The 23,107-nt window shown below is 68.2% G+C and carries 26 protein-coding genes; 5 read left to right on the top strand and 21 right to left on the bottom strand.

The features are described 5' to 3' along the window. Nucleotides 1–9 precede the first annotated feature (9 nt). The 18 genes from HRU76_01195 to HRU76_01110 form a co-directional block, all read right to left on the bottom strand. Nucleotides 10–588, bottom strand: coding sequence for a hypothetical protein (locus tag HRU76_01195; protein ID QOJ16294.1), 579 nt, complete (start codon nt 586–588; stop codon nt 10–12). 458 nt (nt 589–1,046) lie between these two features. Next, nucleotides 1,047–1,877 (bottom strand): hypothetical protein, encoded by an 831-nt coding sequence (locus tag HRU76_01190; protein QOJ16293.1) that lies wholly within the window; start codon nt 1,875–1,877, stop codon nt 1,047–1,049. A gap of 491 nt (nt 1,878–2,368) precedes the next feature. Continuing rightward, on the bottom strand, nt 2,369–4,363 hold the full coding sequence (locus HRU76_01185) for a hypothetical protein (GenBank protein QOJ16292.1): 1,995 nt from the start codon (nt 4,361–4,363) through the stop codon (nt 2,369–2,371). 3 nt (nt 4,364–4,366) lie between these two features. Further along, complete coding sequence (locus HRU76_01180; protein QOJ16291.1) at nt 4,367–4,798, bottom strand: hypothetical protein; 432 nt, start codon at nt 4,796–4,798, stop codon at nt 4,367–4,369. 5 nt (nt 4,799–4,803) lie between these two features. Next, a complete protein-coding gene (locus tag HRU76_01175; GenBank protein QOJ16290.1) occupies nt 4,804–5,064 on the bottom strand; it encodes a hypothetical protein in 261 nt (86 codons plus the stop codon). Between the two features lie 18 nt (nt 5,065–5,082). Then, complete coding sequence (locus HRU76_01170) at nt 5,083–5,547, bottom strand: hypothetical protein (protein ID QOJ16289.1); 465 nt, start codon at nt 5,545–5,547, stop codon at nt 5,083–5,085. Next, nucleotides 5,544–5,777 (bottom strand): hypothetical protein, encoded by a 234-nt coding sequence (locus tag HRU76_01165; protein QOJ16288.1) that lies wholly within the window; start codon nt 5,775–5,777, stop codon nt 5,544–5,546. The genes HRU76_01170 and HRU76_01165 overlap by 4 nt, the downstream gene beginning before the upstream one ends. A gap of 14 nt (nt 5,778–5,791) precedes the next feature. Continuing rightward, nucleotides 5,792–6,316, bottom strand: coding sequence for a hypothetical protein (locus HRU76_01160; GenBank protein ID QOJ16287.1), 525 nt, complete (start codon nt 6,314–6,316; stop codon nt 5,792–5,794). 29 nt (nt 6,317–6,345) lie between these two features. After that, complete coding sequence (locus HRU76_01155; GenBank protein ID QOJ16286.1) at nt 6,346–6,774, bottom strand: hypothetical protein; 429 nt, start codon at nt 6,772–6,774, stop codon at nt 6,346–6,348. Between the two features lie 30 nt (nt 6,775–6,804). Next, complete coding sequence (locus tag HRU76_01150; GenBank protein ID QOJ16285.1) at nt 6,805–7,059, bottom strand: hypothetical protein; 255 nt, start codon at nt 7,057–7,059, stop codon at nt 6,805–6,807. A gap of 3 nt (nt 7,060–7,062) precedes the next feature. Next, nucleotides 7,063–7,494 (bottom strand): hypothetical protein, encoded by a 432-nt coding sequence (locus HRU76_01145; protein ID QOJ16284.1) that lies wholly within the window; start codon nt 7,492–7,494, stop codon nt 7,063–7,065. Further along, nucleotides 7,491–7,685 (bottom strand): hypothetical protein, encoded by a 195-nt coding sequence (locus tag HRU76_01140; protein ID QOJ16283.1) that lies wholly within the window; start codon nt 7,683–7,685, stop codon nt 7,491–7,493. The genes HRU76_01145 and HRU76_01140 overlap by 4 nt, the downstream gene beginning before the upstream one ends. Nucleotides 7,686–8,159: 474 nt before the next feature. Then, nucleotides 8,160–8,495, bottom strand: coding sequence for a DUF2190 family protein (locus tag HRU76_01135; protein QOJ19052.1), 336 nt, complete (start codon nt 8,493–8,495; stop codon nt 8,160–8,162). Nucleotides 8,496–8,571: 76 nt separating this feature from the next. After that, on the bottom strand, nt 8,572–10,611 hold the full coding sequence (locus tag HRU76_01130; GenBank protein ID QOJ16282.1) for a hypothetical protein: 2,040 nt from the start codon (nt 10,609–10,611) through the stop codon (nt 8,572–8,574). Next, on the bottom strand, nt 10,601–12,154 hold the full coding sequence (locus HRU76_01125; GenBank protein ID QOJ16281.1) for a phage portal protein: 1,554 nt from the start codon (nt 12,152–12,154) through the stop codon (nt 10,601–10,603). The genes HRU76_01130 and HRU76_01125 overlap by 11 nt, the downstream gene beginning before the upstream one ends. Before the next feature lie 7 nt (nt 12,155–12,161). Beyond that, nucleotides 12,162–12,368: a hypothetical protein gene (locus HRU76_01120; protein ID QOJ16280.1), complete on the bottom strand. Its 207-nt coding sequence runs from the start codon at nt 12,366–12,368 to the stop codon at nt 12,162–12,164. A gap of 356 nt (nt 12,369–12,724) precedes the next feature. Next, complete coding sequence (locus tag HRU76_01115; protein ID QOJ16279.1) at nt 12,725–15,016, bottom strand: phage terminase large subunit family protein; 2,292 nt, start codon at nt 15,014–15,016, stop codon at nt 12,725–12,727. Continuing rightward, the gene (locus tag HRU76_01110; protein QOJ16278.1) at nt 15,000–15,206 is read right to left on the bottom strand and encodes a hypothetical protein; all 207 of its coding nucleotides are present in this window, start codon (nt 15,204–15,206) and stop codon (nt 15,000–15,002) included. Before HRU76_01110 ends, HRU76_01115 begins: the two co-directional genes overlap by 17 nt. 224 nt (nt 15,207–15,430) lie before the next feature. Between HRU76_01110 and HRU76_01105 the strand changes: the two genes are divergently transcribed. The 5 genes from HRU76_01105 (at nt 15,431) to HRU76_01085 (ending at nt 17,167) form a co-directional block, all read left to right on the top strand. Beyond that, complete coding sequence (locus HRU76_01105; protein ID QOJ16277.1) at nt 15,431–15,736, top strand: hypothetical protein; 306 nt, start codon at nt 15,431–15,433, stop codon at nt 15,734–15,736. Between the two features lie 66 nt (nt 15,737–15,802). Beyond that, on the top strand, nt 15,803–16,057 hold the full coding sequence (locus tag HRU76_01100; protein ID QOJ16276.1) for a hypothetical protein: 255 nt from the start codon (nt 15,803–15,805) through the stop codon (nt 16,055–16,057). 27 nt (nt 16,058–16,084) lie between these two features. Continuing rightward, entirely contained in the window at nt 16,085–16,342 is a 258-nt protein-coding gene (locus HRU76_01095; GenBank protein QOJ16275.1) for a hypothetical protein, read from the top strand. A 60-nt stretch (nt 16,343–16,402) separates the two neighbouring features. Continuing rightward, nucleotides 16,403–16,909, top strand: coding sequence for a hypothetical protein (locus tag HRU76_01090; GenBank protein QOJ16274.1), 507 nt, complete (start codon nt 16,403–16,405; stop codon nt 16,907–16,909). Nucleotides 16,910–16,912: 3 nt separating this feature from the next. Further along, nucleotides 16,913–17,167, top strand: coding sequence for a hypothetical protein (locus HRU76_01085; GenBank protein QOJ16273.1), 255 nt, complete (start codon nt 16,913–16,915; stop codon nt 17,165–17,167). Nucleotides 17,168–17,175: 8 nt separating this feature from the next. Here HRU76_01085 and HRU76_01080 read toward each other — a convergent pair whose 3' ends face one another. The 3 genes from HRU76_01080 to HRU76_01070 form a co-directional block, all read right to left on the bottom strand. Next, nucleotides 17,176–18,552: a ParB N-terminal domain-containing protein gene (locus tag HRU76_01080; protein ID QOJ16272.1), complete on the bottom strand. Its 1,377-nt coding sequence runs from the start codon at nt 18,550–18,552 to the stop codon at nt 17,176–17,178. Between the two features lie 565 nt (nt 18,553–19,117). Continuing rightward, a complete protein-coding gene (locus HRU76_01075) occupies nt 19,118–21,292 on the bottom strand; it encodes a DUF3987 domain-containing protein (protein ID QOJ16271.1) in 2,175 nt (724 codons plus the stop codon). Next, nucleotides 21,292–22,983 (bottom strand): DEAD/DEAH box helicase, encoded by a 1,692-nt coding sequence (locus HRU76_01070; GenBank protein ID QOJ16270.1) that lies wholly within the window; start codon nt 22,981–22,983, stop codon nt 21,292–21,294. The genes HRU76_01075 and HRU76_01070 overlap by 1 nt, the downstream gene beginning before the upstream one ends. Nucleotides 22,984–23,107 lie beyond the last annotated feature (124 nt).

The following is a 23,107-nucleotide window of genomic DNA, read 5'->3' as shown; positions in this document are numbered from 1 at the left end:
GGGTTGGGGTCAGACATAGAGCCACACCGGGACATCGAACTCGACCAGTTCCATTCCGTTGAGGGCCTGGAACGCCCAGACCGTCCCGCCGCGCGTGTCGCGCTCGGCCACCATCTCGATCGCGACGCCTTTGAGGATGGGGCGGAGCATCGGCACCGCGGCCTTGCGCGGGCAGTAGCCCGCGGGGTCGAGGGGTTCGAGTTGCCCCGGCACGAAGAGCGACCGCAGGCCGCCGAAGCCGTCGGTGCCTTCGGGCTCTTCCTCCGGCACGTCGCTGTGATGGCTCTCGAACCTGTTGATGGCCCAGCGCGACGGGTCTTCCTCGCCGCCCGCGCCCTTGGACGACAGACCTTCCTCCAGCGCGATGTACCGCCCGAATGTATCGCTGCCGGGGTCGCCGTCGATCGCGGCCTCGGTCCACGGGTAACGCCAGCGGAATCGCTCGCCCTCGATCTCGCGGGCCTCGCCGAGGATGGCGACGATGCGACACCCGCGCGGGCGGCCCACCTCGACCAGCGCCCACTTCTCGCCGACACCTTCCTCCTTCCAGAGGATGGCGGCGCTCCCGGAGCCCACGGACGTGAGCACCGTCTCATCGCGCGCGACCTCGGCGAACGCGTGCTCCTCGTCCTCGATGAGGATGCGTGCGGGCGTGACGCCGTGGACGACGCACAGGCCGACCTCGCCCTGCGGGATCGGCTCGCGCGCGATGGCGAAGGAGCCCGCGCGCGTCGTGTCGGTCGGCGTGATGCCCTTGAAGGCCAGGCGGTTCTGGAAGGACTTCTCGGGGCCGTCGTCATCGGGGGCAAAGAGCGGGCCGTCGATGGCCAGGGCGTGGTAGCGATCCAGGTCCGCGCCGCTGTCATTGCGGACGGCGACGACGCCGCCGCCGATGAAGACGCCCGCCGTCCCACAGTTCCCCGGGCGCGGCGGTCCTGCTGGCGGCGCTTGGTCTCCAGCGCCGCATCGACAAAGGCGTTGTACGCCCGCGCAGGAATGCGGAGCGGATCGCCGGGCCGGACTTTGCGGAGGTCGTCACCCATTCGTCATCCCAACTGCAGCGCCGCGAAACTCCCGCTCTCGTACACGCGCTCGACGTAGGCCGCGATGGGGCGCTTCACCAGCGCCTTGGCGGCGGTGTCCTCCTGGTCGCTGTAGCGCACCCACAGGTACTCCCACCCCTTCTTGTTGATGCCGTTGATCGGGCCGACCGACAGGCCCGTCACGTTGGGGCTGGCGGCGAAGCGGTACGTGATCTCCCAGTCTGCCTCATCGCCGCTGCCGCGCTTCGCACCGCTCGCGCCCAGGAAGAGCACCTCGCCGGGCGCGAAGCCCCGGAAGCCGTCGCCGTTGACCTTGCCGGTCAGGTTGAAGAGCACGCCCTTGTACGCGCCGGTGATCTGCGCGTCGGGCTTGTAATGTGTCTCGGCGAAGTGGTAGACGGGGACGGTGATGTCGATCCCCTCGACACCGTCGGCGCTCACGCCGATCGCCCCCTGGAAGTCCGGCGCAACCCCCCCTCCCATGCCCGGCGCGGGGACGCGCTGCACGGTGGCCAGCGACTGGGTGATGTGCTGCGTGCCTCCGCCGGTGTCGAACTGGAAGGTGGACTCGCCGGTGGGTGGGCCGCCCCCGCCGCCCGAGAGCGCGTAGCGGACGACGCCGTCCCACAGGCCCGGCCCGAGGGGCTCGACCTGCACGCTTTGGCGCGGCAGGTTGGCGTAGTTGGCGGGGGCCTCGGCCTCCAGCGCATCGCGCGCGGCGATGTCGTTGTCCGTGCCCAGCACGATGTACGCGAGCTCCGCCGAGGAGTTGCTCCCCGTGACGCTCTTGACGAGTCGGCGTGACTCGAACTTTTCTCGCACCTCGATGGGCATCTCTGATTCCTACCTGTGCGTTCCAACCCGTAGAATGGGCCGATGTCCGCAAGAGCCCGACTACACCTGTGGACTGCCTGGTCGCTCTCCGGTCTGGCCACCGCAACGCTCGCCATCTGGCTTGTCAGTGGTTGGTATTGGCTGAGTTGGTATGGCGGCACGGGATGGCGCGTGGTCGTTTCTCGTGGGTGCGTTGGCTTCCTCCATCCGTCCCACCCGCCAGTCGCAGGATGGGAGTTGACTCACATCGAGTTCAAGATGAACCTCGGCTACCTGTGGATGGACGATGTCCGATGGCTTCCGATATGGCCTTTCGGTTTGGCAGCGGGACTTGCGGCCGCGACTGCTTGGTGGTATCTGTGGCGAGCTTCGATCCGTCGCGTCCACCTGCGATGTTCGTCCTGCGGCTACGACCTGCGCGGATTGACGCATGCGATCTGCCCAGAGTGCGGCACACACTCTGCCTGACCTACTGGTTGGCAGTGTTCTGGTCATGTGAAAGCAAGTCCTCCCGTCCCCGCCGCGTCGGCCAGACGCTTAGTGTGCCGGGCCGTCTGCTCCGTGGCCCGGGCCGTGCGCTCGGCGGCGTCGTTCCCCGCGGCCAGGCCCTGAGCGCCCGCCGCGTTGAACGTGCCGCGCACGCTGATCCCCTTGGCGAGCAGGTCGCCGAGGCCAGAGATGCGGTCCTCGAACTCTGCCATGAGGTCGCGCGGCGATCTGGAGGGCCCGCGCTCGGCGTCCGCCGCCTCGCGTTTGCGCCGGGCTTCCTCGATCGCGGCGGCGAGGCGCTCCTTCGCGGCGTCCAGTGCCGCCTGCGACTGCGCGATCCCCGCCTCGGTGTCCTTTCGCAGGGCTTCTTGGGCGTTCTCGAAGTCTTGCCCGATGGCCGCGAGCGTGGCCTCGTGGATGGCGGCCGCCTGCTCGCGCTCGGCGGCGCGGCGTCGCTCCCGCGCGGCCACATCGCGCTGCGCGGCGTCCTCCAGTTCGATCAGCCGCGATTCGAGTTGCTGGTCCACCGCCTTCTTGGCGGCGTCCACATCCAGCCCGGAATCGAACAACCCCTGGATCTCCAGCATGCGCTTGGCGACCCACGACGACGCGGACTCCCAGACCTGCTGGAACCCGGTCGTGAAGTTCGTCCAGGTCTTGCTGAGGAACGCCGTGGTCTCGATCCACGCGACCTCGATGGCGTGGAAGCCGATCTCCGCGGCGGCGAGAGCCCCGTGCCACATCGACTGGGCCGTGCTCACGAAGAACTGCTTCGCCCCGAGCCACGCCTTGTTCAGCGCCGCGACGCCCTGCTGCCAGATGACCTTGAGCGACAGCCATAGGACCTCGGCCGCGAGAGCGATGTCCCCGGCAGCCAGTGCATCGGAGATGCCACCGATGACCTTGGTGGCCCAGTCGCGCAGGCGGGTAAACTGCTCGCCAAGCCATTCGAGTGCGGCCCCGCCCGTGCCGCTGGTGACCAGGAGCGCTGCGCCAAGACCGACGACGGCGGCGACGACCAGCCCGATTGGGCTGAGCAACGCCGCGACGGCGGCCCCGACCAGCCCGAACACAGCGCCGATGCCGGAAACGATGCTGGCCAGCACTCCCAGCGCCGCGCCGACGCCGGAGATGACCACGCCCAGGCCGATGAGCGCGGCACCGACGACCACGACGCCCGCCGCGATCTTCAGCGCCCACACGACCAGGTCCTTGTTGCGCTTGATCCAGTCTGTGGCGGTGACGATGACGCGCGTAATGCGCTGCGAGAGTTCCTTGATCGTGGGCGCGAGTGCCCCGCCAATGGCGAATACACCCTGCTTGACCACGCGCCAGAGGATGTTGAGCGTGTCGTTGAGTTCCGCGGCGTCCTTGGCCGTCTGCGTGCTGACGGTCAGACCCAGGCTGCGGGCCTGCTGCTGAAGTTCCTCGATCCCCGCCGCGCCTGACGAGAGCAGGGGCAGGAGTTTCGTTCCGGCGCGCCCGAAGATCTCCATCGCCAGCGCGGTGCGCAACGCCGGGTCGGTGACTTGCGCGAGGCGGTCGGCGAGACGCTTGAACTGCTGGTCCGGCGAGAGGCCCGCGAGGTCGGCCACGGACAAGCCGAGTAGCGAGAGCGCCTGTTGTGCGGTCGCCGAGCCCTTCGCCGCGTCCACCAGCGACCGCTGCATGAACTTCAGGCCGTTCTCAAGCGTCTCCAAGTCCGCCCCGGACTGCTCGGCGGCGAAGCCCAGCTCGCTCAGGGCCTCGGCGCTGACGCCGGCGCGCAGGCTCATCTTGTCCAGGGCGTCGCCCATGCCGGCGAAGACCTTCACGCTCCCGAGCAGCGCCGTGACCGCCGCCGCGCCGATGCCCGCCAGCCTCGTGCCGGCGCTTCGCAGCCCCTGGCCGAAGGCCTCCAGTCGCTTCTGGGCGCGGCGAAGCCCGGCGCTGAGTTTGTCGCTCACGCCGAGCTCGACGAACGCCCGTCCCGCCCGGATGCCCCGCGTGTCGGCCACCGATTACGCTCCCTTCCTGATCGAGTTCCGCCACAGCAGCGGCAACTTGGGCCGCTCCTTCTCCAGCGCCGGGGCCATGAACGGCCGCGCGGCGATCTTGACCTTCCGTGATGTCAACCTTCCCTTGCGCCTGGTATGCACGACCGTCTCACCGCCGTGTTCCAGTGCCCGCGGCGCGGTGTACTTGGCAAACCCAACCGGCCCCACCACGACCGAATCGCTCGCGCGGTCGTACCCGAAGAGGATCAACTTCCGCAGGCTGCCTTCGTGCGAGTATGGCGGCTTGCCCGGCGGGGCGGTCCCCTTGCGCTTGCGGATGCTGGTCTTCGCCGCCGTGCGGATGAACGCCCCAGCCTGGCTGAGCACCTTGCGCTTGGCCGAGTCCATCGCCCGCATGACGACGTGCCGGTCGAAGAACATGTCCTTGATCCGCATGGTGATCACCGCTCACCACCACCCAGCACGCGCCGGATGAGGGCCAGGAGCGACTGCCGCTTCGCCGGCGGGATGTCCTCGAGGTTCTTCTGCGCGCGGTGCGCGGCCCGGCGCAGTTCCGTGGGCGTAAAGAGCATGTCGAGTGTCGCGTGCCGCCCATCACAGACCACCTCGCCGCGCGTGGCGAAGTAGTCCGGGCTGGCGGCAGGGTGCTGGTACGGTGGCTTGTTGGGGACTCGGACAAAGCGTCCGGGGACGATCTGCATCGGTGGTTCCTCCTTGAATCAGGCTTCCGACATATCGCGGCCGGTCTCCAGGCCCTTGTTGAACGACGCCTCCTTCTCCTTTCGGAGTCGGCCCGAACCGATGAACAACCCGACGATGCCGGTGAGCGCCGGCAGCGCCGGGCCGAGCACGGGCAGGCCCGCAACCGTCGGGCCGACGGTGTCGAGGGCGGAGAGCGTGAGCTGCCCGAGCAGCCCGCGGACTTCACCAGCGCGCTGGATGTTGCCCTTCCACTGCGCGCCGGTGGCCTGCACCTGGTTGAACCATTGCTGGTACTCGACCTCCGCCTCGTTGAGGCTGAGCGTCGAGCGCAGGCCCGTGGTCTGCTGGATCGCGTTGGGCGTCTTGACCTTGACGAGGTCGCCCAGGTCGATCCCGGCGCACGAGGCGAGCACGAGCGCCAGCAGGATCAGGCCGACGAGATAGACGACGTGGCGGGTGGAGAGTGAACCGAGGAACTTCATCCGTGAGCCTCCTTGGGCAGGTCGGGGAACTTGCCGTCGATGAACACGTCTCTGAGGACCGAGACGGGAACCGTGATTGGGCGTTGACGTGCTTGGTGTGCGAATGGGTCGAAGTCGCTGGGCTTGAACGATCGCGAGCGCTTGGGGTCGCGGTGCAGGTTGGCGATGACCGAGAGGCACGACGAAGCGATGGACCAGTCGTGCCGCTGCCGCCCTTCGTGCATGTCCATCAGCTCGCGGAGCGTCAGGGGGCCGGGATCGACGCCGACGGCTCCGGCACAGTGCCAGACGAGTCGCCAGGCGTCGGCGGCGGTGGGTTCGCTTCCGCGAGGGCGCTCTCCGCGATCCGGTCCAGCTCCCCGCTCTGGATCAGGTGATCGATCCGTCGGGTCGCCAGGTCCCGCGCCTTGTCCATCACCTCTCGCGTGGCCTGGAGCACCCGCCCGAGGTTGGCCCGGTCCCTCGGGCTCGGGCAGAAAGACACGAGCTCCTCCAGCACCGCCGCGGTAGCGTGCTCAATGGCGTCGCCCGCCATCGCCCGGCCGAAGTCCTCGTCGGAGATGGACTTCGCGTCCGCCTCCGGCTTGCACAGCGCGTAGACCACGTCGCACAGCAGGACCGGGTCTCGGACGAGCCGCTCGATGAGCCCGCCTGATCCCTCGATCGGCTGCATGAGGTCCACGCGTACCAGGCCGCGCACCCGTTTGAGCGCCGCGACGTTGATCTCGACCTGCCACTGCCTGCCCGCGTTGTCGGTAAATGCCCGCATCCGTGCCTCCTGACTGATTGCCGTGTGAGTTAGCCGCCGATCCATGAAGGCGCCGTCGTCGAGTACGTCACCTTCGCCGTGACCGAGACGGTGATGGCCTCTTCGAGTGCCTCGCTACGCGAGAAGTTGGTGATCGAGAAGTCCGCCTGAAGACCCTGGCCGCTGGTCCCGTCGAGGACCTGCAGGCCAATGACGGTGTTGTTGAAGAAGGCGTTCTTGATGGCGGTGAAGCCCGCGTCGGCGGTGTCCCACACCATCTCGAACTCGACGCTCGCCTCCTTGAGCGTGGCGACGGTCGCCCGCCACCCAGCGTTGGCGCGCGTAGTCACGTCGGCCTCGCCCGCTTCGAGATTGAGCGTCACGTCGCGGGTGTTGCCCAGCGCCGTCCAGGAGCCGCCGCCCGCCTGTCCGCCGGCCTTGTACTTGAGGGCGGCCTCCATGCCCAGTTTGATCGCCATCGCCGTTCTCCTTGCCTCTCGTGGGGGTGTCTAGCCGCTGTGTCCGACCACGTACACGCACTCGCCGCTCTTGCTCTTGATCTCAATCCGCGAAAGGTCCACGCGCTCCAGCCGGTACTGCGCCCCGGGCGGGATCAACAGTTCCTTGCCGTCGGTCCCCTTGAGCGTGGCGTCCTGCGTGTTGGTGTGCGCGAACGTCAGCGTGCACGTCGCCACCAGCGGCGTCGCCGAGAGCGATGCGTAGGTGCTGTCCAGGTCGATCTTGAGCGCGATGAAGTTCCGCATTGCTTACCTCCGCACCCGGTACGTGACGCTCAGGACGCTCGTGAAGACCCGATGCTGCTCCAGCGATTCGCTCGACACCACGGGCTCGTGGGCGATGCCCACCCATGCTGCTTCGGGCGCACCGGGAAGCCTCGTCAGCCGCAGGCGGTCGGCGATCTCCTCGGCGAGGTCGAGCAGGGCGTCGATCTCGGCTTGCTCGTTCTCGGCTGGCAGCTTCTGTTGCACGCCCACGTCGATGACGCACTCGAAGATGCTGCTGTCGCGGCTGGAGGCGGAGATGCCGACCGTCCGCGGCACGACCGACACGCGCTGGTCCTTGAGGTCCTCCAGCGTGAAGGCGGGCTGATAGACCCGCGCGGCGGTCACGGGGCGCGTGTACGTCCCGGCGTTGATGTGCGCGGCGACGGCGTCGGCGATAGCCGCGATGGTGCTCACTGGCCACCCCTTCCGTTGAGCCGACCTTCCAGGTACGACACTCGCCGCTCGATCGACTGGTACTCGGTCCGCAGCGTCCTTGCCTCGCCGAGGAACTCGTCCAGCCGCTTCTCGACCTGCTGGAGCTTGGTGGTGACCACGCCCCACTGGATCGTCATCGCGCCGGCGGCGAGGATGATGGTGACGAGCACGCCCGCCCACCTCGCTCCACCATTGAGCCTGGTCCCGTTCTGTGCGTTCGACTCTGCCATCACGTCTCCGTGCCGATGTGCTTGGTGTGAATCCGAAAAGTCCTGCGGTACGGGTCGCTGTAGCGGAACGGCGGCTGCCCGCCCGCCCCCCAGGCGCGTTGACCTCGTACACGAACACCTGCGACCCAACCTGCTCCCGCACCTGATCGCCGGCCTTGGGCTGGATCGGGCCTGCGCCCAGGTCCAGATCCGCCGCGCGGATGAGGTAATCCCGCGATTCGACGCGGTGGATCAGGCCCGCCTCATCGGCCTGCTCGAACTCGGTGCGGCCGATGGTGGCCTGCACCTCTTTGGCGTCGCTCCCTCGCTTGTAGACCACGGTTCGGCTCATGTGCCGATGCCGCTGGTCGTCGAGGAACGCCGCGCCTTGTTCGAGCAGGTCACCCATGAGCGCCTCCGGTGGGGGGGTGGGGGTTACTGCGACATCCGGATGCGAACACTCGTGTCGGCGTCGGCCGCGGCACGCACGGCCTTGCCGATCACCTTGTTGCCCGAGGCGGTCTTGGTGGCGACCTTGTTGGTCGCGTCCCAGTAGGCCAGCGTGCCGACGGTGAACGCCGTGCCCGCGCCAGTGGCCTTGGGGAAGTCGAACACCCCCTGCACCGCCAGCGAGCCGAGCTGGCCCGACTTGAGATCGACGCGCGTGGTGCCGACCAGGTCGCCTTGTACGACGACCGTGCCCGCGGGGATGTCGGCCCCGGGGGTGTAGTCGATCGCTGCGCCTTCCTGTACGAACTTCGTCGTGGACATCTGTGATCCTCCGGAGCCGGGCTCGCCCGGCTCGCCTGGTGTAACTCCGCCGCCCTCGATGACGTCGCCCATGGGGTTACGCCTCACCCTTGCTCTTGACGCCTCCGCGCGGGTCCTGCAGCGCCACGCCGAAGTCGTGGTACCCGCGCATCTGGATGCCCAGACGGTTGAAGGCCTGTTCAGCCGTCTCGATGGTCGGGGCTTCCTGCCCGTTCAGGAATGCCATCTCGACGATCGGCAGATCACTTGCGTCCGCCAGCAGGTACCACGCCTTGGTGGAGTTGCCGGTGAACTTGGGGTTGCCGAGATAGCGGCTGACCTCGACACGGAACTTGCCCTGGTGCGGGTTGGTGATGGGGTACTTGGCCGCGGCCGTGTTGTCGCGCAGCTCCAGGCTCTTGAAGAGCTGGCTCCCCATCGCCGAGAGTGCCGTTGGCACCAGTAGGATCGAGGGCAGCACGCCGATGGGCTTGCCGTCGGAGTCCACCTGATCCATGAAGGCGACCTCGGCCTTTGTCAGCCCGTCGATCCCCAGCGCCGTGTCCGCCCCCGTGATGTAGTTCTTGTTGCCGACCGTGAAGAACCCGCTGTTAGCCATGAACGCGGCCCAGAAGACCTCGTTGATGGTCTTGCCCGAGCCCGAGCCGAGCTTCCGCGGCACCGTCGTGATCGCGCCCAGGTCGTCGTTGATGATGTCGGTGCGGTCGATCGAGAGCATCAGCGCGTACGTCTCGGCCTTGTTGGAGTAGGACTCCTCGCCGAGCGTGCCGTGCTTGATCTCGCCGCCCGGGGCGACCTTCTCGTACCCGTCATTGCCGGTGAGGCGGTAGCTGGTCACAGTCTTGAAGTCGGTGACGCTACGGACAGCGCAGATGTTCCGCCAGACGCGCTCGACGCTGAAGAAGCCCTCCAGCAGGAACTTGTTGGCGACGTTGGAGAGGATGCCCGAGATGCTGATCGTGCTGTTGCCGACCGAGGCCTCGATGTGGCGGCCGAAGGCAGCGTCCATCACGCCATGCCAGTCTCGGAAGGTGCGCCCCGAGTAGCCGTTGGCCCACGCGGCGTGCAGGAGCAGTTCCTGCAGTCCCATCGTGCGGCCGAATGCCCGGCTCGCGGCTTCGAGGTCACGCTCGTTGCAGTGCTTCTCCGGATTCTCCAGGCGGCCCGAGAGGATGCACGCGGCCTCGAGCACATTCTGCGTAACGCCCGCGTGGCCCTGCGCGTGGATCGCCGGACCGGCGGGCGGCTTGGGACGGCTGGCGCGCAGCACCTCCAACTCCGTGCGCGTGGCGTCCCATCCCTCGCGGATGGCCTGCGATTCGATGCCCGGGTGCGTCCCGCCCCCCGCGGCGCACAGACGCCGGATGGCCGCGATCCGGTCCGTCTCGGCGGCCATCTGGGCACGCAGGTCGCGCACGGGATCGGGGGTTCCCGCGCTGCTGCTGCCCGGCACCGTCTCACCACCGGCGGTACCGCCATTGTCGCTACCACCCGCCCCCACAGCCTCACCTGAAGCCGCGATGCTTGCGGTCGTCCCGCCGTCGGCACCAAGGTCTACGAAACTGATCTCGCCGAGCGTGGCGCGGCGGACGATGTTCAGGGGTCCCTGCACATCGCGGCCGTTGACCGTCGCGGACTGGTTCTCGCGGAGGAACTCGAAGGCCTCGACGCTTGCGCCCACGGACGCCTGCCACGGGAACCCGTTGCGCGCCGACGCCACAACCTCCTTGGCCGCGTGGGTGTCGCGGGAGATCACGCCGGAGGCGACGAGCTTGCCTTCCTCAACGGCGACGGCACTGGTGTGCCCAACGCCGGCGGACGCATCGTGACCGAAGCGGATCGGGCGGTACTGCGAGGGGATCGCAAGGCCCGCCAGGTCGATGACGACCGGGTGCCGCCAACCGGCGACCTTCATGGGGCCGCCGGTGTAGGCGACCATCCGGAACTTCGGCAGCGCCGCGTTCGGTCCTGCGTCCTCGCCCGCGACGATCTCAAACTCCGCCTGCGCGGTCAGGGAGAGGCTCGTGTGCGGGGCAGCCGCCGCGTCGGCGTCTGCGGCTTTCTGGGCGCGGATGACCAGCGGGTGGTCGTTGAAGACGATGGTGTCAGATGGCATGGGCTTCGGTCTCCTGTTCCTCGTCACGCCTCGGGGCGGACTCCTGCTGTGCGGTCGTGGTGAGCGGGAGCCCGAGCTCGGCCATGAGCGCGAGTTCCTTGGCCCGCTGACGGAGCTCGTCCTCCCAGTCGCGCCCCTGGCGGGCGAACTCGTGGGCGAGCGTGGTGGTGTGGTTGGCCAGGCGCGTGGCCTGGGCCGTGGCTTCCTTGGCCGGGTCGACGTGCTCGACGCCATCCCAGAACCAGGTGTGAGGCGTCGCCGCTCCGCGCACCCGCATCGACTGCGGGAGCAGCCCTTCGACGAGGGTTGCTTCGTCAAGCCAGGCCCGGAGCAGGCGGTCGAGGACCGCCAGCCGCAGGTGATGCTGGTCGACGCGCAGACTCTTGAAGTACGTCTGGTGGTCGAGGCGTCCGCTCGCGTAGTTGTAACCGGAGGAGTTGCCCGCCGCGACGTTGAAGGGCATGTTCAGGCAGCGTGCGATCTCGTTGAGGATCTCGCGCTTGAACTCGGCGTAGCTCGTGGTCGGCTGCTCGGCGTGGACCTGGCCCAGCTTCCAGCCGCCGGGCAGCACGGTCGCCATGCGCTTCTCGAGCTCGATCTCGTCCATCGGCTCCAGCGGGTCGGCCTCGCCGTTGGCGGGGGCGTCGGTGTAGAGCACCGCTGCGAAGTCGGCGGCGGTCTCGGCGGCCGCGATGACGGCGAGGGTGTACCGCCGCAGCTGCGCGAACAGCGGCAGCGCGGGAGTGATGTCCGGAACGCCACGCAGTTGACCGGGCCGATCGGGCCGGAAGTAGTGCAGCACGCTGCTGGCCGGGAGCGTGTCGAACGCGGGGTCGGCACCTGCGCCCGGACCGGCCCAGTTGCTCACATCCCCCGGGTGCTGGCGTAGCACGCGGTACGCGGCGGGGAGTCCGTAGGCGTCGAGCACGATGCCGTCGGCATCGCCCGGGAGCGCACGGGCCGCCCGGCTCCACGGCAGGTGTGGTGATGCCACCTGCTCGGGCTCGATCAGCCGTAGGTCGAGCTTGACGGTCGAGTCGATGCCGGGGCTGCTGACCAGGAGCCCGAAGGCCTCGCCGCTCTCGGCGCGGGCCATCCGCATGGTGCGGAGCTTGCCGGGCAGGTCGATCGCCGCCGCCCACGCCTCGAAGAGCACCTCGACGCGCCGGTTCGCGGCCGCGTCGTCGGTGAGCATCTGCAGCCGGGGGCCGGTGCCGACCGTGTCGTTGGCAAGCGTGAGGACGATGCCCTTGGCGTAGGAGTTGTTGGCGACTTCGTAGCGCGCCCGGTTGCGGAGGACGCGTCGCACCTCGGGGTTGATCGCGGCGTTGGGTGACAACCCATCGGCGTTCGCCCAGTGCCTGCGGTTGTCGGCGGTGGTCTGCGCCGAGTCGAACTTGGCAACGACCGGGCGACGGCCGCCGCCCCCCCGACGCGACCCGCGTCCGTGCGGGTCGGGGGGAAGCGACGTCACCGGGGAGGGAGATGCTCCTCGCGTCTCACGTCCGACCCGGCTCATGATGTTGGCGATGGCTTTCAGCATGAGTGGTTCAGACGGAGCCGGGCGGGACGATCTTGCCGAACTTGATGCCGAGGCCGGGCTTCCTCGCGGCGTCCTTGGACGCGAGGTAGCGGTCGGCCTCGATCTGGTCCTTCAGCGGGTGCTGCTCGACGGACTGACCGTCCACCGACGCCTTCGCGGGCTGCGACGCGTTGTCGCGGATGGCTTGGTCGAGGTTGGGGGCGGGGTCGGGCATGCAAGTACTCCGGGCGGCGAAGAGAGGACGCTCGCCACGGCTGCCTTTATGCAAAAGCCGATCGTGGTGTGGCGCACCTCGGCGATCAACGCGGCGTTTGTTCCACCGGTAGACCCCAGGGCAGTGATCGATCTCAGCGTGACTCGCGAGCCAGCACCACGCACATCGGTGCGGCGCTCATGCGCCGATGTGCTCGCTCGTCGTCACGCGCCGGCCGCAATGGCGACACTGCCGCCGGCGACGGATCGTGCCAACCGGGGTCGCGCGGGTGTAGATCACCTCGAAGTGCTGGCAACCACAAGTCGGGCAGACGAGTCCCCTTGGCTTTGCATCCTGCTTCGGCGGCGATTTGGGTGTCATCGCGTCCGCTCCTTCAACGCCGACAGCTTCAGCCGCGGCCGAGCGGCGACCTTCGTGTCCGTGCCGAAGAGCACCGCTCCCTCCATCGACGCCGCGACCGCTGAACCCACTAGGCCGTCCAGCCAGTGGTTGTCGAGCCCCTCCACGCGGAGTTTCCACTCGTCCACGGTGCGGCCACGTCCTTCGGTCTTGACCCGGTACTCGCTGGTCAGATGCTCGGCCAGCAATCGGTGTGGCTCGGGCTTGCTGCCGTATAGCGAGAGGCACCCCGGATCGCCCATCGGCACGGCGAGTCGCGCATGCACGAACGACTTCCAGTAGTTCGTGTCGAACACGATGTGTCGCACGCTGCGTTTCCCGTTTACCACCGGCACGCGCCAGTTGAGCCCGACGCGCTCGCCACGCTTGCGCTTGTAATCCGAGAACGGGATGCTCGACGCCCCGACGTACCGCCCGTGGCTCGGCATCAGCACGCCCGCGTGCGGGCTCTGGCGGCAGAACTGGTAGACCACGTCCGTGGACGAACCCCAGTTCGCATCGATCAGACAGCGGTCGATGCGCACCATCGCGCCGTCGTCACGCCGCCACTCGCGGGCGAGGTAGGCTTCGGCGAGCCGCTCCAGCCCCGCATAGATCGCCCCTTCGACGCCGGCGCGGGGCGCAGCGTTCGCCAGCGTCCGCCGCATGTCCCGCAGCGTGAAGTACGCTGACTTCTGGTCTGGCTCGGTGCCATAGTCGATGACGTACCCGGTGAAGTCGTCCTCCCACGCCGCGACCAAGTAGAACAGCGCCTTGCCCTGCACATCCACGAACATCGTCAGCCGCGTGCAGCCGATGGGGACCTCGGCGCGGGCATGCCCGTTGCCCTTGGCCGCGATCTGGTCGGCGCTGAGCAGGTCGTCCGCCGCCTGGACCTCGGGCAGCGGCTCGTTCTGGTACTCCGCGAAGAACGCCGCTTCGTTCTGGAGCTTGAGGTTCATCGCGTGCTGGAGCGCCGAGAGCTCGTCGTGGTTGAAGCGCTCGGGCCACGCGATCACCGCGCCCTCGTCCATCGCTGTGCGGTGCTGCTTGTAGAACTCCGTGGCCGCCTTCATCCCTCGGTCGTTCCGCAAGCCCTCGGCCCGCACCTCCGCGTACCGCTGCCACAACGCCTCCCGCGCGGGGAAGGCGTACACCATCTTCGTCCGCTCGCCCTGCCACTGCGGGTGCTTGTCCCGGTCAAGGATGCGGTCGGCCAGGTCGTCGGGGCGGACGACCGTCAGCGTCATCAGCCCGGCGATCTTCTTCCCCGGCCCCGCGAGACCGAGAATCGCGCCTGCCAGGATGCGCTCCCGGTTGGCGCACTGCGACGGGGACCGGGCGCTCTCGTCCGTTTGCGGATCGTCGATCAGCACGAGCGAAGGCCGCGCCGATGTGCCATCTGCCCGCTTGTGCTTCATGCCGCGGATGCGACCGGTGATGCCCGCCACGCGGATGATGGCGCCCGCTCCCGGTGAGCCCGGGATCGTCGGCAGCACGATCTCTCGGGCTGTCCACCCGATGTGCGTCTGCTTCCCCTGGTAGAGCTGCCCCGAGGCCCGTTGGTGGATGCCCTCCAGCGAGCGGATCGGGTGGCAGACCTCGGGGAAGTCGCCCGCGAGCAGTTCGCTGTTCTCCAGTTCCGCCTTGATCGATTCCAGCATCCCGGCGGCGTGCTCTTCATCGGACCCGATGAGCGCCACGAAGTCGCGGTGGCCGTAGAGCATCGCCCACAGGCACGCCACCTCGCAGAGCGAGGTCTTGCCGCTGCCGCGCGGCATCGCCATCGCAAAGAGCCCGCCCTCAAGCACAGCCTGCTCGATCTTGGCTACCACCCGCAGGTGATCGGGGGACCAGGGGAGATGGAATGTCAGCGCGAAGTAGGCATCGCAGAAGTACCGGAAGTCCCGGGCCGCCTTCTCCTTCCGAGCCGCATCAGCAACCGGCGGCAGATCACCGATGTCACGCCCCGAGAGCGAGAGCATGGCGTTGCGCTGCCGCGCCCGCTCCTTCATCGCCTCGTATCCGGTGAGCCCGTCCGGCTCGCGGGCCGCTTCCGCGATTGCCTCGTGCCGCGTCGTCACCAGCCACGCGACGTACCGGAACAGATCCACCTTCCCCGCGTCGCCATCCGCCGCGACACGGAACCCCGCGCGCGTGCGATGCCGGTGGAGCTGCCGCTCGCTGACGACCTCGCCCAGCGGCGTGCTGTTGAGCAGCCGAGCGAGCTCGCCGGGCCTGAGTTGGCGCGGGTCAATCGCCACCTGCACCCCCCACGGACATCTCCTTCACAAGCCACGCGGCGTAGTGCACGAGGTTGAGCGTCCCGCCCGCGTTCGTCGGCGCGCCAGCGTCGATGTCCGCGCGGAGCATCGCCTCGGTGACTGGCTTGCCGCCCAGCCGCGTCAGCACACGTGCGGCGTCCGCCACGGGGAGCGCTGCGGGGTTCAACCGGGACATCCCCTGTGCCGGTCCGCCGTCAGGGCCCGAACTAGGCGCGTGTTCGGGAGTCATGCCGCACCTCCCGGACCTGCACATTCCGCCACTTGCCCACATGTTTCGCGTAGTTGCCCACAACGGGCAGATTCTCGGCGAATCCTCGCGGAATGGCCTTGCAGTTCCCGCGATGTCACGGCTTCATGTGTCACAACGCGGGGCAGAACCCCGCGACGGAGACCAACGCGATGAAGACCAGCACGAAGAACGCCGTCGGGATCGCCAGCGCCCTGGGCCGCCGGGGCTTCACCGTCGCCAGCGTCGAGGTCCACACCCCCGACGGCCGCACATGGGCGATCGATACCACGAACACAGGCGGCTTCCGCCTCTTCGAGATCGACCCCGACGGCCGCGACGGGCCAAACGAGCACGACGCGGTCGAGGGCGATACCTGGACCGCCTCCGACCTGATCGATTACCTCGCGGCGGTCGGTGAACCCAAAGCGCCGCCGACCGGTGACGGCAACCCCCACTCGATCCACCCGACCCCCTGAAGCCCGCGTGTTGCGGGCTTCGTTGTTTACCAGAGCACCACGCACCCCCCACACAGGAGCACGACCATGACGAACCACAAGAACACGAAGCCAGAACCCGCCGCCGCCGAGGTGTACGCCGCGCGGCGGAACGACATCGCCCGCCTGCTCGACGTGCTGAGCATGCACCTCAACATCAACGACAAGGAGCACGCGGCCGCCCCGACCAACTGGGGACTCGTCGGCAACCTCAGCAAGGTCCGCGAAGACCTTGTCAACCTGGTCGGGTTCATGGCCAACATGGACCCCGAGCACGTCGAGGAGTTTCTCAAGGGGGAATGAGCACGCACCACGCGAAGGAGCACACCCATGAACATCAAGACGATCGTGATCGCAGGCCAGCGCGGGGACATCGAGATCACCCGCAACGACGACGGCGCGTACGTCATGGAGGGCGAGGTCTGCATCGCCGCGTTCAAGCGGGACGATGACCGCGACGCCCGCTACGCCAAAGCCGCCGAGGTCGCCAAGGCGGTCTACGGGACCGACCGGCGCGGCCGCGCCGCCGCCACCAACTCGATGATCCACGACGTGCTCTACGAGATCGAGCGTGTCGCCGGTTGCTAGCCGCTGCGCGGCGACGCGGGGAACCGCGCCAGCCACGCTTCCCCGCCGCAACGTGCGGCGGTGTTCCGCACCACCATTCTGGAGATGACCATGAGTACGAAGACCAAGAAGGCCGCGAAGCCCCGCACCCCCAAGATGTCCAAGAGCGCCGCCCGCGCCGAAGGGGCGGCCAAGACGGACCGCCTCCGCAAGGCGGCCCTCGCCGAGATTAAGGACCGCATCGACGGCAAGCCCGCCGCCCCGGTGAAGGGCAAGGGCGAGAAGGCCGCGAAGCCGCCCAAGGCTGCGAAGACCCCGAAGCCCGCGAAGGAAGCCAAGCCGAAGCGCGTCAGCGCCCTCGACGCCGCCGCGCAGGTGCTCGCCGCGTCCGAGGTGCCGATGCGGGCGACGGAGATGATCGCCGCGATGGAAGCGAAGGGCCTGTGGAAGAGCCCCGGCGGCAAGACCCCCGAAGCCACGCTTTACGCCGCCATTATCCGGGAAATCGCCGCGAAGGGGACGGCCGCCCGCTTCAAGAAGCACGAGCGCGGCGTCTTCGTCGCCCCCCCACGCGGGAAGGGGGCCTGACCCATGTCCGCCACGCACCCCAGCGAAGCGCAGCTCGACGCCGTCCTTCAAGCCGCTCTGTACCTGCTCGGCGCGCGGCAGGACCAGATGCTCACCATCGAGGAGTGGACCGATCTCGCCCGAGCGGTCGCTGCCTGCCAAGGCCGCAAGACGGCGGAGTACCTGACCGACCGCGACCTCGATGACATCGCCGAGCGGTACGCCCTTGACTGGCACGAGGCGACCGACGGCCCGCTTCCCACGCTCGACGAAGAGTGAGGCGAGCATCACGCCTTGCCTCCAGCCGCGACCTTCTTCCGGGTCGCGGCTTTCTCTTCGGCCACACCCTTTGCGGGAAGACGTTCCGCCTTGCGCCCCGTGAACTTCTCCCAGCGCTGCACAATGACATCGCAGTACAGCGCGTCGAGTTCCATCAGGAACGCCCGCCGCCCGGTCATCTCTGCGCCGATGAGCGTGCTGCCGCTGCCACCGAAGAGGTCGAGCACGTTCTCGCCCGGACGCGACGAGAACTCGATCGCCCGCCGCGCGAGCTCGACGGGCTTCTCGGTGAGGTGGACCATGCTCTGCGGGTTGACCTTCTTGATCGACCAGGTGTCGGGCACGTTCGCCGGGCCGAAGAAGCGGTGGGCCGCACCTTCCTTCCAGCCGTAAAAGCACCACTCGTGGTTGCCCATGAAGTCCTTCCGCGTGAGGACGGGGTGCTCCTTGATCCAGATGATGGCCTGCGCGAAGTAGAGCTCGCAGCGTTTGAGCACCGGCGGGTAGTTGCCGCAGTTGGCGTACCCGCCCCAGATGTAGAACGTGCCGCCGGGGATGAGCACGCGGGTGATGTTCCCAAACCACGCCGCGAGCAGCCGGTCGAACTCGTCGTCCGTCACGAAGTCGTTGGCGAGCGGCCGGTCTTTGGCCCGGAGCTTCTTGTGCGTGGCGCGGCTCTTCTCCGGGTAGCGGTTGAGGTCGGCGCTCTGCTGGTCGTGCTGGTCTGCTTTGCCGGGCAGTGCGAACGAACTCAGGCCGGCGACGATCGCGTTGTTCGAGCGGGGCTCGACCTTCACGTTGTACGGCGGGTCCGTGTTCACGAGGTGGATCGGCTGGCCATCGAGCAGCCGGTCCAGATCCTCGGGCTTGGACGAGTCGCCGCACATCAGGCGGTGGTTGCCGAGCACCCAGATGTCGCCGGGCACCGTCGTCGCCGCGTCCGGCGCGCCCGGCACGTCATCGGGATCAGTCAAGCCCTCGCTGCCCGCGGGAGCCATGATCGCGTTGAGGTCCTCGGCGCTGAAGCCGAGCAGCGCGAGATCGAAGTCCACGCCCTTGAGGTCGGCCAGCTCCAGCGGCAGGAGTTCCATGTCCCAGGTGGTCAGCGACGCGACCTTGTTGTCGGCGATGCGCAGCGCTTTGACCTGTTCCGGCGTCAGATCATCGGCGCGGATCGTCGGCACCTCCGACAGCCCGAGCTTCCGCGCAGCGCGGAGACGGGTGTGACCGGCGATGATGACGCCTTCGGCATCTATCAGGATCGGGATCTTGAACCCGAACGCCTCGATGCTCTTGGCCACCGCGTCGATGGCAGCGTCGTTGATGGTGCGGGGGTTACGGTCGTATTCCTTGACCGCGTCGATGGGAAGCGTTTCGATGTTCACAGCGATCTCCGTCGTTGGCGGCGGCGTGACATCGCGCCGCGCGTGAGGCGTGGTGGTGGCCCGCCGCACATGCGCCGGGTCCGGGGATCGCTGGATTGCTGGCTGGATCGCTCGGGCTACAGGCCCGTCCGGGGCGGCACGTCCGCCCGTTTCGCCCCGCTACGGGCCGTGCCCGTTGGCCACGGGTTCGCCCACGTTGGCCCACGTCGCGTTCCTGGCGGGCGGCTCGACCAACCCCGCCAGACGCCCGCCCCGCGCCCGGACGGGACAAACAAACTCATTCGACAAGCGCGGCTGTTCCCGCGGGCCAAGCCTCGCATCCCCGCCCGGGAAGTACCTAACGCCATCCGCCTCCCGGCCGTTCGGCTTCGGGCTGTTGGGCTGGCGATAGGCGCGGGCTGGTACGCGATCTGCATGGGCGCGGCGGGGCGGGAGGGGAGGAGTACATGATGGAAGAGAGAGATCTTTCAATCTTTCAATACCTCCCTTCCGCCCTTGCGTGTGCCCACGCGTGCGCGTATCGCGTACGCGCGCGGTGAGTAGTTGAAAGATTGAAAGATCCGGGTCAGGCAAGGGCATACACCACCTTCGGCCGCGTCGAGGAGAATTCCTCTTCCTGCCGCAACTGCTGTGTCTCCAGCAGATTGTCGATGACTTCCTGCCGCTCCCGCTGGGTCAGCCACTGGGTCTTGCGGCAGAGTTCACTGCGGGAGATCTTTCCACCCGCCTTGCGGACCACCCGCACGACGCGCTTCTGCCGAGCGTCGAAGACGCCGTCGGCGACCCACTCGTGCGCGATGTAGAGCATGCGGCGGGTGAGGTACGACGACAGGTCGCACGCCCAGCGTGCGGCGTCCGCATCAATCACCGGCTTCTCGGCGTTCGCGGAGCAGGCGTAGATCAGCGCCAGGCGGCACGCCTTCTCCTCCGCGCGAGCCCATAGCGAGCGACCCGTCTCGTCGGGCTTGGCGAGTTCTGCGTCCACGGTCGAGGCAAGCGCATCGAACACCTCGCCCGCCTGCGGCGTGGTCTCGACCACGATCGGCTTGGGGTGCTCCTTGAAGAGATTGCCCCCGGGCTGCTGCGCTCCCCACCATTCCGCCGCCTGCTTCAGCGGTTCGGGAACACTCAACGCCTTGGCCCGCTGCCGCGCCGGCGTCTCGGCCGACTCGAACACGAGCAAGCGAGCGATGAAGCCGTCGCTGAGGCTGTCGGCGGTGAGGGACTCGAAGAAGTGCTCGGGTACAGTCGTGCCGTAGACGCTGACGCAGGGCTGATCGACGACCTTGTTCCGCTTCTTGTCGGCGTAGGCCTTGCCCCGGAAGACCGTGTCGGCGCTGCTGTAGAGCTTCATCAGCGCCGTCAGCACGTTGAACAGATGCGGGGCCTTCTTCGGGTCGCCGATGGTGCGCAGGAAGCGCCCGAACTCGTCGATCTGGAACAAGACGGCCGGCTCGGCCTCCACAGCGGTCACCAGCCCGGCGTCCGACGCCAGGTCCTCGTTGCCCTCGTGCTCGACCAGGTCGGCGGCGAAGAGAATGTTCTTGTTGACCTTGCGGGCGTTGTCCTTGCCAGCGCCGGAAGGTGCGACGCCGACGCAGTAGACGTTCGTGCGGTTGCCGCGCTCATCGCGGACCTTGCGGGCCGCGAGCACGGCCTGGAGGCAGATAGCTGCCGCGAGGGCGAGCACGGGCTGCGGTCGCGTCGCCGTCGCCAGGTTGTACGCCACGACCTGCTCGATGAAGCCGGGCACGCGGAGCAGGTGGGCTGGGAACGAACCCGGGTCTGGCGGACGCTCCGAGCGGGGCCGCTCGACTACGGCGCGCCGCGGCTCAGGGTTGAATCCCGACAGATCAACGTCACTGGCTTCGGAGGGGCCTGCATCGCGCAACCAGCCGTGCGGCCGATCGTGAGGCTTGCTGGCCGCATCGCTGACCTTGTGCCTCAACTCCTTCTCGCTCCACGGCGGCTCGCACCGCGGGTTGTACCGATCCCGCAGCAGCGAGAACGCCGCCTCGGGATCGAGGCCGAAGCCGTGCACCATCGCCGTCGCCGCCGCGTACGTCTGGCTGTGCCCGCCCGAGCCGGAGATCGCCGGAGGAATGCGGTCGAGATACGCCGCGGCACGCCGCAGCACGGCGTCGCCCGCTGGGATCGTCGGCGTTCCGAGCGCCTCTGGCTGTGAACGTGGACGTCCCGTGCGCCCGTGCCGCGCCTCGGTCACGGCCTCGGCCAGCGCCGCAACAGCCTCGGCGAGTTCCCCGGCGTCCACGACGGCGGGCTCGCCTTTCAGCGGGTCGTACGGCTCCCCGCTGGGATGGATGCTCGGGCCGACGACGGTCTGGGCCCCGGTGCTCCGCAGCTCGACGATCATCTTCTTCGACACCGGATCCTGGTGTTTGCGGGTCTTGATCCCCTCGCAGATGTACCACCAGTGCGACGCGGGTTTGCCGGGCCGCCCGGACGTCGCGCCGGTCGGCGGTAGGAACTTGGGCGCAAGCGCCACCGCCTCCTCGCAGTCCAGGTCCACATCCACCAGCCACCCGCTCGGCTCGCCCAGGAGCACGCCGATGTTGCCGGTGCCGTTGAAGTGCGCTGGTAGGTCGCTCTCGGAAAGGCGCAGGTCCGTCCACCCCTTGAGCACGGGTATCTTCTTCCGCGCCGGCACAGGGATGACCGCGTACCCGCGTGCGAGGTACGTGCGCGCCGACTCGAGCAGGATGGAGGATCCATCGCTCATCAGAAGGGAATCTCGTCTTCGGGGATGCCGTACGTCATGCCCGCGGGCTCCGGCGGCCGGTCCGGCAGGCCTTCCTCGCTGTCCAAACGCGGCGGCTTGTCGCCGAGCACGTGCTGGGTGACACGCTCGAACTGGTCGCCGGCCTTCTTCTCAACGGTGATCGAGAGCGTCGGGGCGACCGCCCCGGCCTTGGCCATCTCGACCGCTTCCTCCGTCCCGCCGGGCACCGGCTCGACCGATCGTGCCCGCCACCAGGCTTCCGCCTTCGTTCGCGCGTATCCGGAGTGGTCGAAGCAGACCCACTCGCGGAAGTAGCGGTTGAAGCCGACGCGGTATTCGACCCGCATGGTCAGGGGCGCGGAGGGATCGCTCCGCTTCATATGGACGTGATACGTCGTCTCGCTGACGCGGTGCTCTTCCCGGGTGGTCTGGCCGCTGAGGATGCCCTCAGTGCTCGCCTTCGCCTCGTGCTGTTGGCGGTTGGGCTCGGGGAACTGGTGGCCACACTGCGGGCAGGTTTGGTAGCCCGCCGCAATCAGGGCCTGGCAGTTCGGACACTCTTTCGCGGGCGCCTCGCCGTCGCCGCGATCGTCGGTGGCGATGCGGATCGCGTCAACTGGGCCGTGGCGGAGCACGTTGCCGCCGAAGTCCAGCACGAGGCAGTCCGCCTTGCCCGGGTGGAGCCGGAAGCCCCGGCCCACCATCTGGTAGTACAGGCCCGGTGACATGGTGGGCCGCACGAGCGCCACGCAGTCGATGTGCGGAGCATCGAAGCCGGTCGTCAGCACGTTCACGTTGCACAGGTACTTGAGCTCGCCTAAGCGGAAGCGGCCGAGGATCGCCGCACGCACGCCGTCGGGGGTGTCGCCGGTCACGAAGCCGCACTCGATGCCGTGCTTGGTCTTGAGCACATCGACGATGTGCTGCCCGTGACGGATGCCCGAGGAGAAGATCAGCGTGGCGCTGCGGTCCTTGGTGTGCTGGGCGATCTCGGCGCACGCCCCCTCGACCAAACACTCTTTGTCCATCAGGTCCTCGACCTCGCTGGCGACGAACTCGCCGGCGCGGACGTGCAGGTCGTCGGTGCTGATCTTCTGCAGGCCCGCCTTGGTCTTGAGCGGCGACAGGAAGCCCTGCACGATGAGCTCGCGGACACCGACCTCGTAGCAGACGTGGTTGAGGATGTTCTCGGGGGCGCAGATCGCGCCCGACTTGAGGCGGTACGGCGTGGCGGTCAGCCCGATGATGCGGACATTGGGGTTCACCACCTTGGCGTCGGCGATGAACTGGCGGTACATCCCGTCGTCCTCGGCAGGGACCATGTGGGCCTCATCGACGATGATCAGATCCACCGGCCCGAGGTCGCACGCCTTCTTCCAGATGCTCTGGATACCCGCGACCGTGACCGCATAGCCCAGGTCCTTGCGCTTCAGGCCCGCCGAGTAGATGCCCATCGGCACGTCGGGCGCGATGACGCGGAGCTTGTCGGCTGCCTGTTCGAGGAGTTCCTTCACGTGTGCCAGCAGCACGACGCGTCCGCCCCAGTGACCGACGGCGTCGCGGCAGATCGTCGCGATCACCGGCGTCTTGCCGGATCCGGTCGGGAGCACCACGCACGGGTTGTCGTCCCGGGTGCGCAGGTGGTGGTAGATCGCCTCCACCGCTTGGAGTTGATAGGGTCGCAGTTGCATTTCAATCCGCCGACGCGGCTTTCGCCGCGCCGGCGCTCACGCCAGTCCGAGTCCCGCCGCGCCTTGCCCAGCCGATCCGCGCCGCACCACGCCGAGCCGGCTCATGCCCAAGCACGCCTCGCCT

It is taken from the genome of Phycisphaeraceae bacterium, from assembly GCA_015709595.1.
GTDB lineage: Bacteria > Planctomycetota > Phycisphaerae > Phycisphaerales > SM1A02 > CAADGA01.
The sequence above is the reverse complement of the archived record's forward strand: the minus strand, read 5'-3'. Positions and strand labels throughout refer to the sequence as shown.

What these genes read in the sequence shown, in the direction of transcription:
- HRU76_01190 (QOJ16293.1), bottom strand. Translation starts at nt 1,877, where the DNA reads ATGCCCATCGAGGTGCGAGAAAAGTTCGAGTCACGCCGACTCGTCAAG.
- HRU76_01180 (QOJ16291.1), bottom strand. Translation starts at nt 4,798, where the DNA reads ATGCGGATCAAGGACATGTTCTTCGACCGGCACGTCGTCATGCGGGCG.
- HRU76_01175 (QOJ16290.1), bottom strand. Translation starts at nt 5,064, where the DNA reads ATGCAGATCGTCCCCGGACGCTTTGTCCGAGTCCCCAACAAGCCACCG.
- HRU76_01170 (QOJ16289.1), bottom strand. Translation starts at nt 5,547, where the DNA reads ATGAAGTTCCTCGGTTCACTCTCCACCCGCCACGTCGTCTATCTCGTC.
- HRU76_01165 (QOJ16288.1), bottom strand. Translation starts at nt 5,777, where the DNA reads ATGGACATGCACGAAGGGCGGCAGCGGCACGACTGGTCCATCGCTTCG.
- HRU76_01160 (QOJ16287.1), bottom strand. Translation starts at nt 6,316, where the DNA reads ATGCGGGCATTTACCGACAACGCGGGCAGGCAGTGGCAGGTCGAGATC.
- HRU76_01155 (QOJ16286.1), bottom strand. Translation starts at nt 6,774, where the DNA reads ATGGCGATCAAACTGGGCATGGAGGCCGCCCTCAAGTACAAGGCCGGC.
- HRU76_01150 (QOJ16285.1), bottom strand. Translation starts at nt 7,059, where the DNA reads ATGCGGAACTTCATCGCGCTCAAGATCGACCTGGACAGCACCTACGCA.
- HRU76_01135 (QOJ19052.1), bottom strand. Translation starts at nt 8,495, where the DNA reads ATGTCCACGACGAAGTTCGTACAGGAAGGCGCAGCGATCGACTACACC.
- HRU76_01130 (QOJ16282.1), bottom strand. Translation starts at nt 10,611, where the DNA reads ATGCCATCTGACACCATCGTCTTCAACGACCACCCGCTGGTCATCCGC.
- HRU76_01125 (QOJ16281.1), bottom strand. Translation starts at nt 12,154, where the DNA reads ATGCTGAAAGCCATCGCCAACATCATGAGCCGGGTCGGACGTGAGACG.
- HRU76_01120 (QOJ16280.1), bottom strand. Translation starts at nt 12,368, where the DNA reads ATGCCCGACCCCGCCCCCAACCTCGACCAAGCCATCCGCGACAACGCG.
- HRU76_01110 (QOJ16278.1), bottom strand. Translation starts at nt 15,206, where the DNA reads ATGTCCCGGTTGAACCCCGCAGCGCTCCCCGTGGCGGACGCCGCACGT.
- HRU76_01105 (QOJ16277.1), top strand. Translation starts at nt 15,431, where the DNA reads ATGAAGACCAGCACGAAGAACGCCGTCGGGATCGCCAGCGCCCTGGGC.
- HRU76_01100 (QOJ16276.1), top strand. Translation starts at nt 15,803, where the DNA reads ATGACGAACCACAAGAACACGAAGCCAGAACCCGCCGCCGCCGAGGTG.
- HRU76_01095 (QOJ16275.1), top strand. Translation starts at nt 16,085, where the DNA reads ATGAACATCAAGACGATCGTGATCGCAGGCCAGCGCGGGGACATCGAG.
- HRU76_01085 (QOJ16273.1), top strand. Translation starts at nt 16,913, where the DNA reads ATGTCCGCCACGCACCCCAGCGAAGCGCAGCTCGACGCCGTCCTTCAA.
- HRU76_01075 (QOJ16271.1), bottom strand. Translation starts at nt 21,292, where the DNA reads ATGAGCGATGGATCCTCCATCCTGCTCGAGTCGGCGCGCACGTACCTC.
- HRU76_01070 (QOJ16270.1), bottom strand. Translation starts at nt 22,983, where the DNA reads ATGCAACTGCGACCCTATCAACTCCAAGCGGTGGAGGCGATCTACCAC.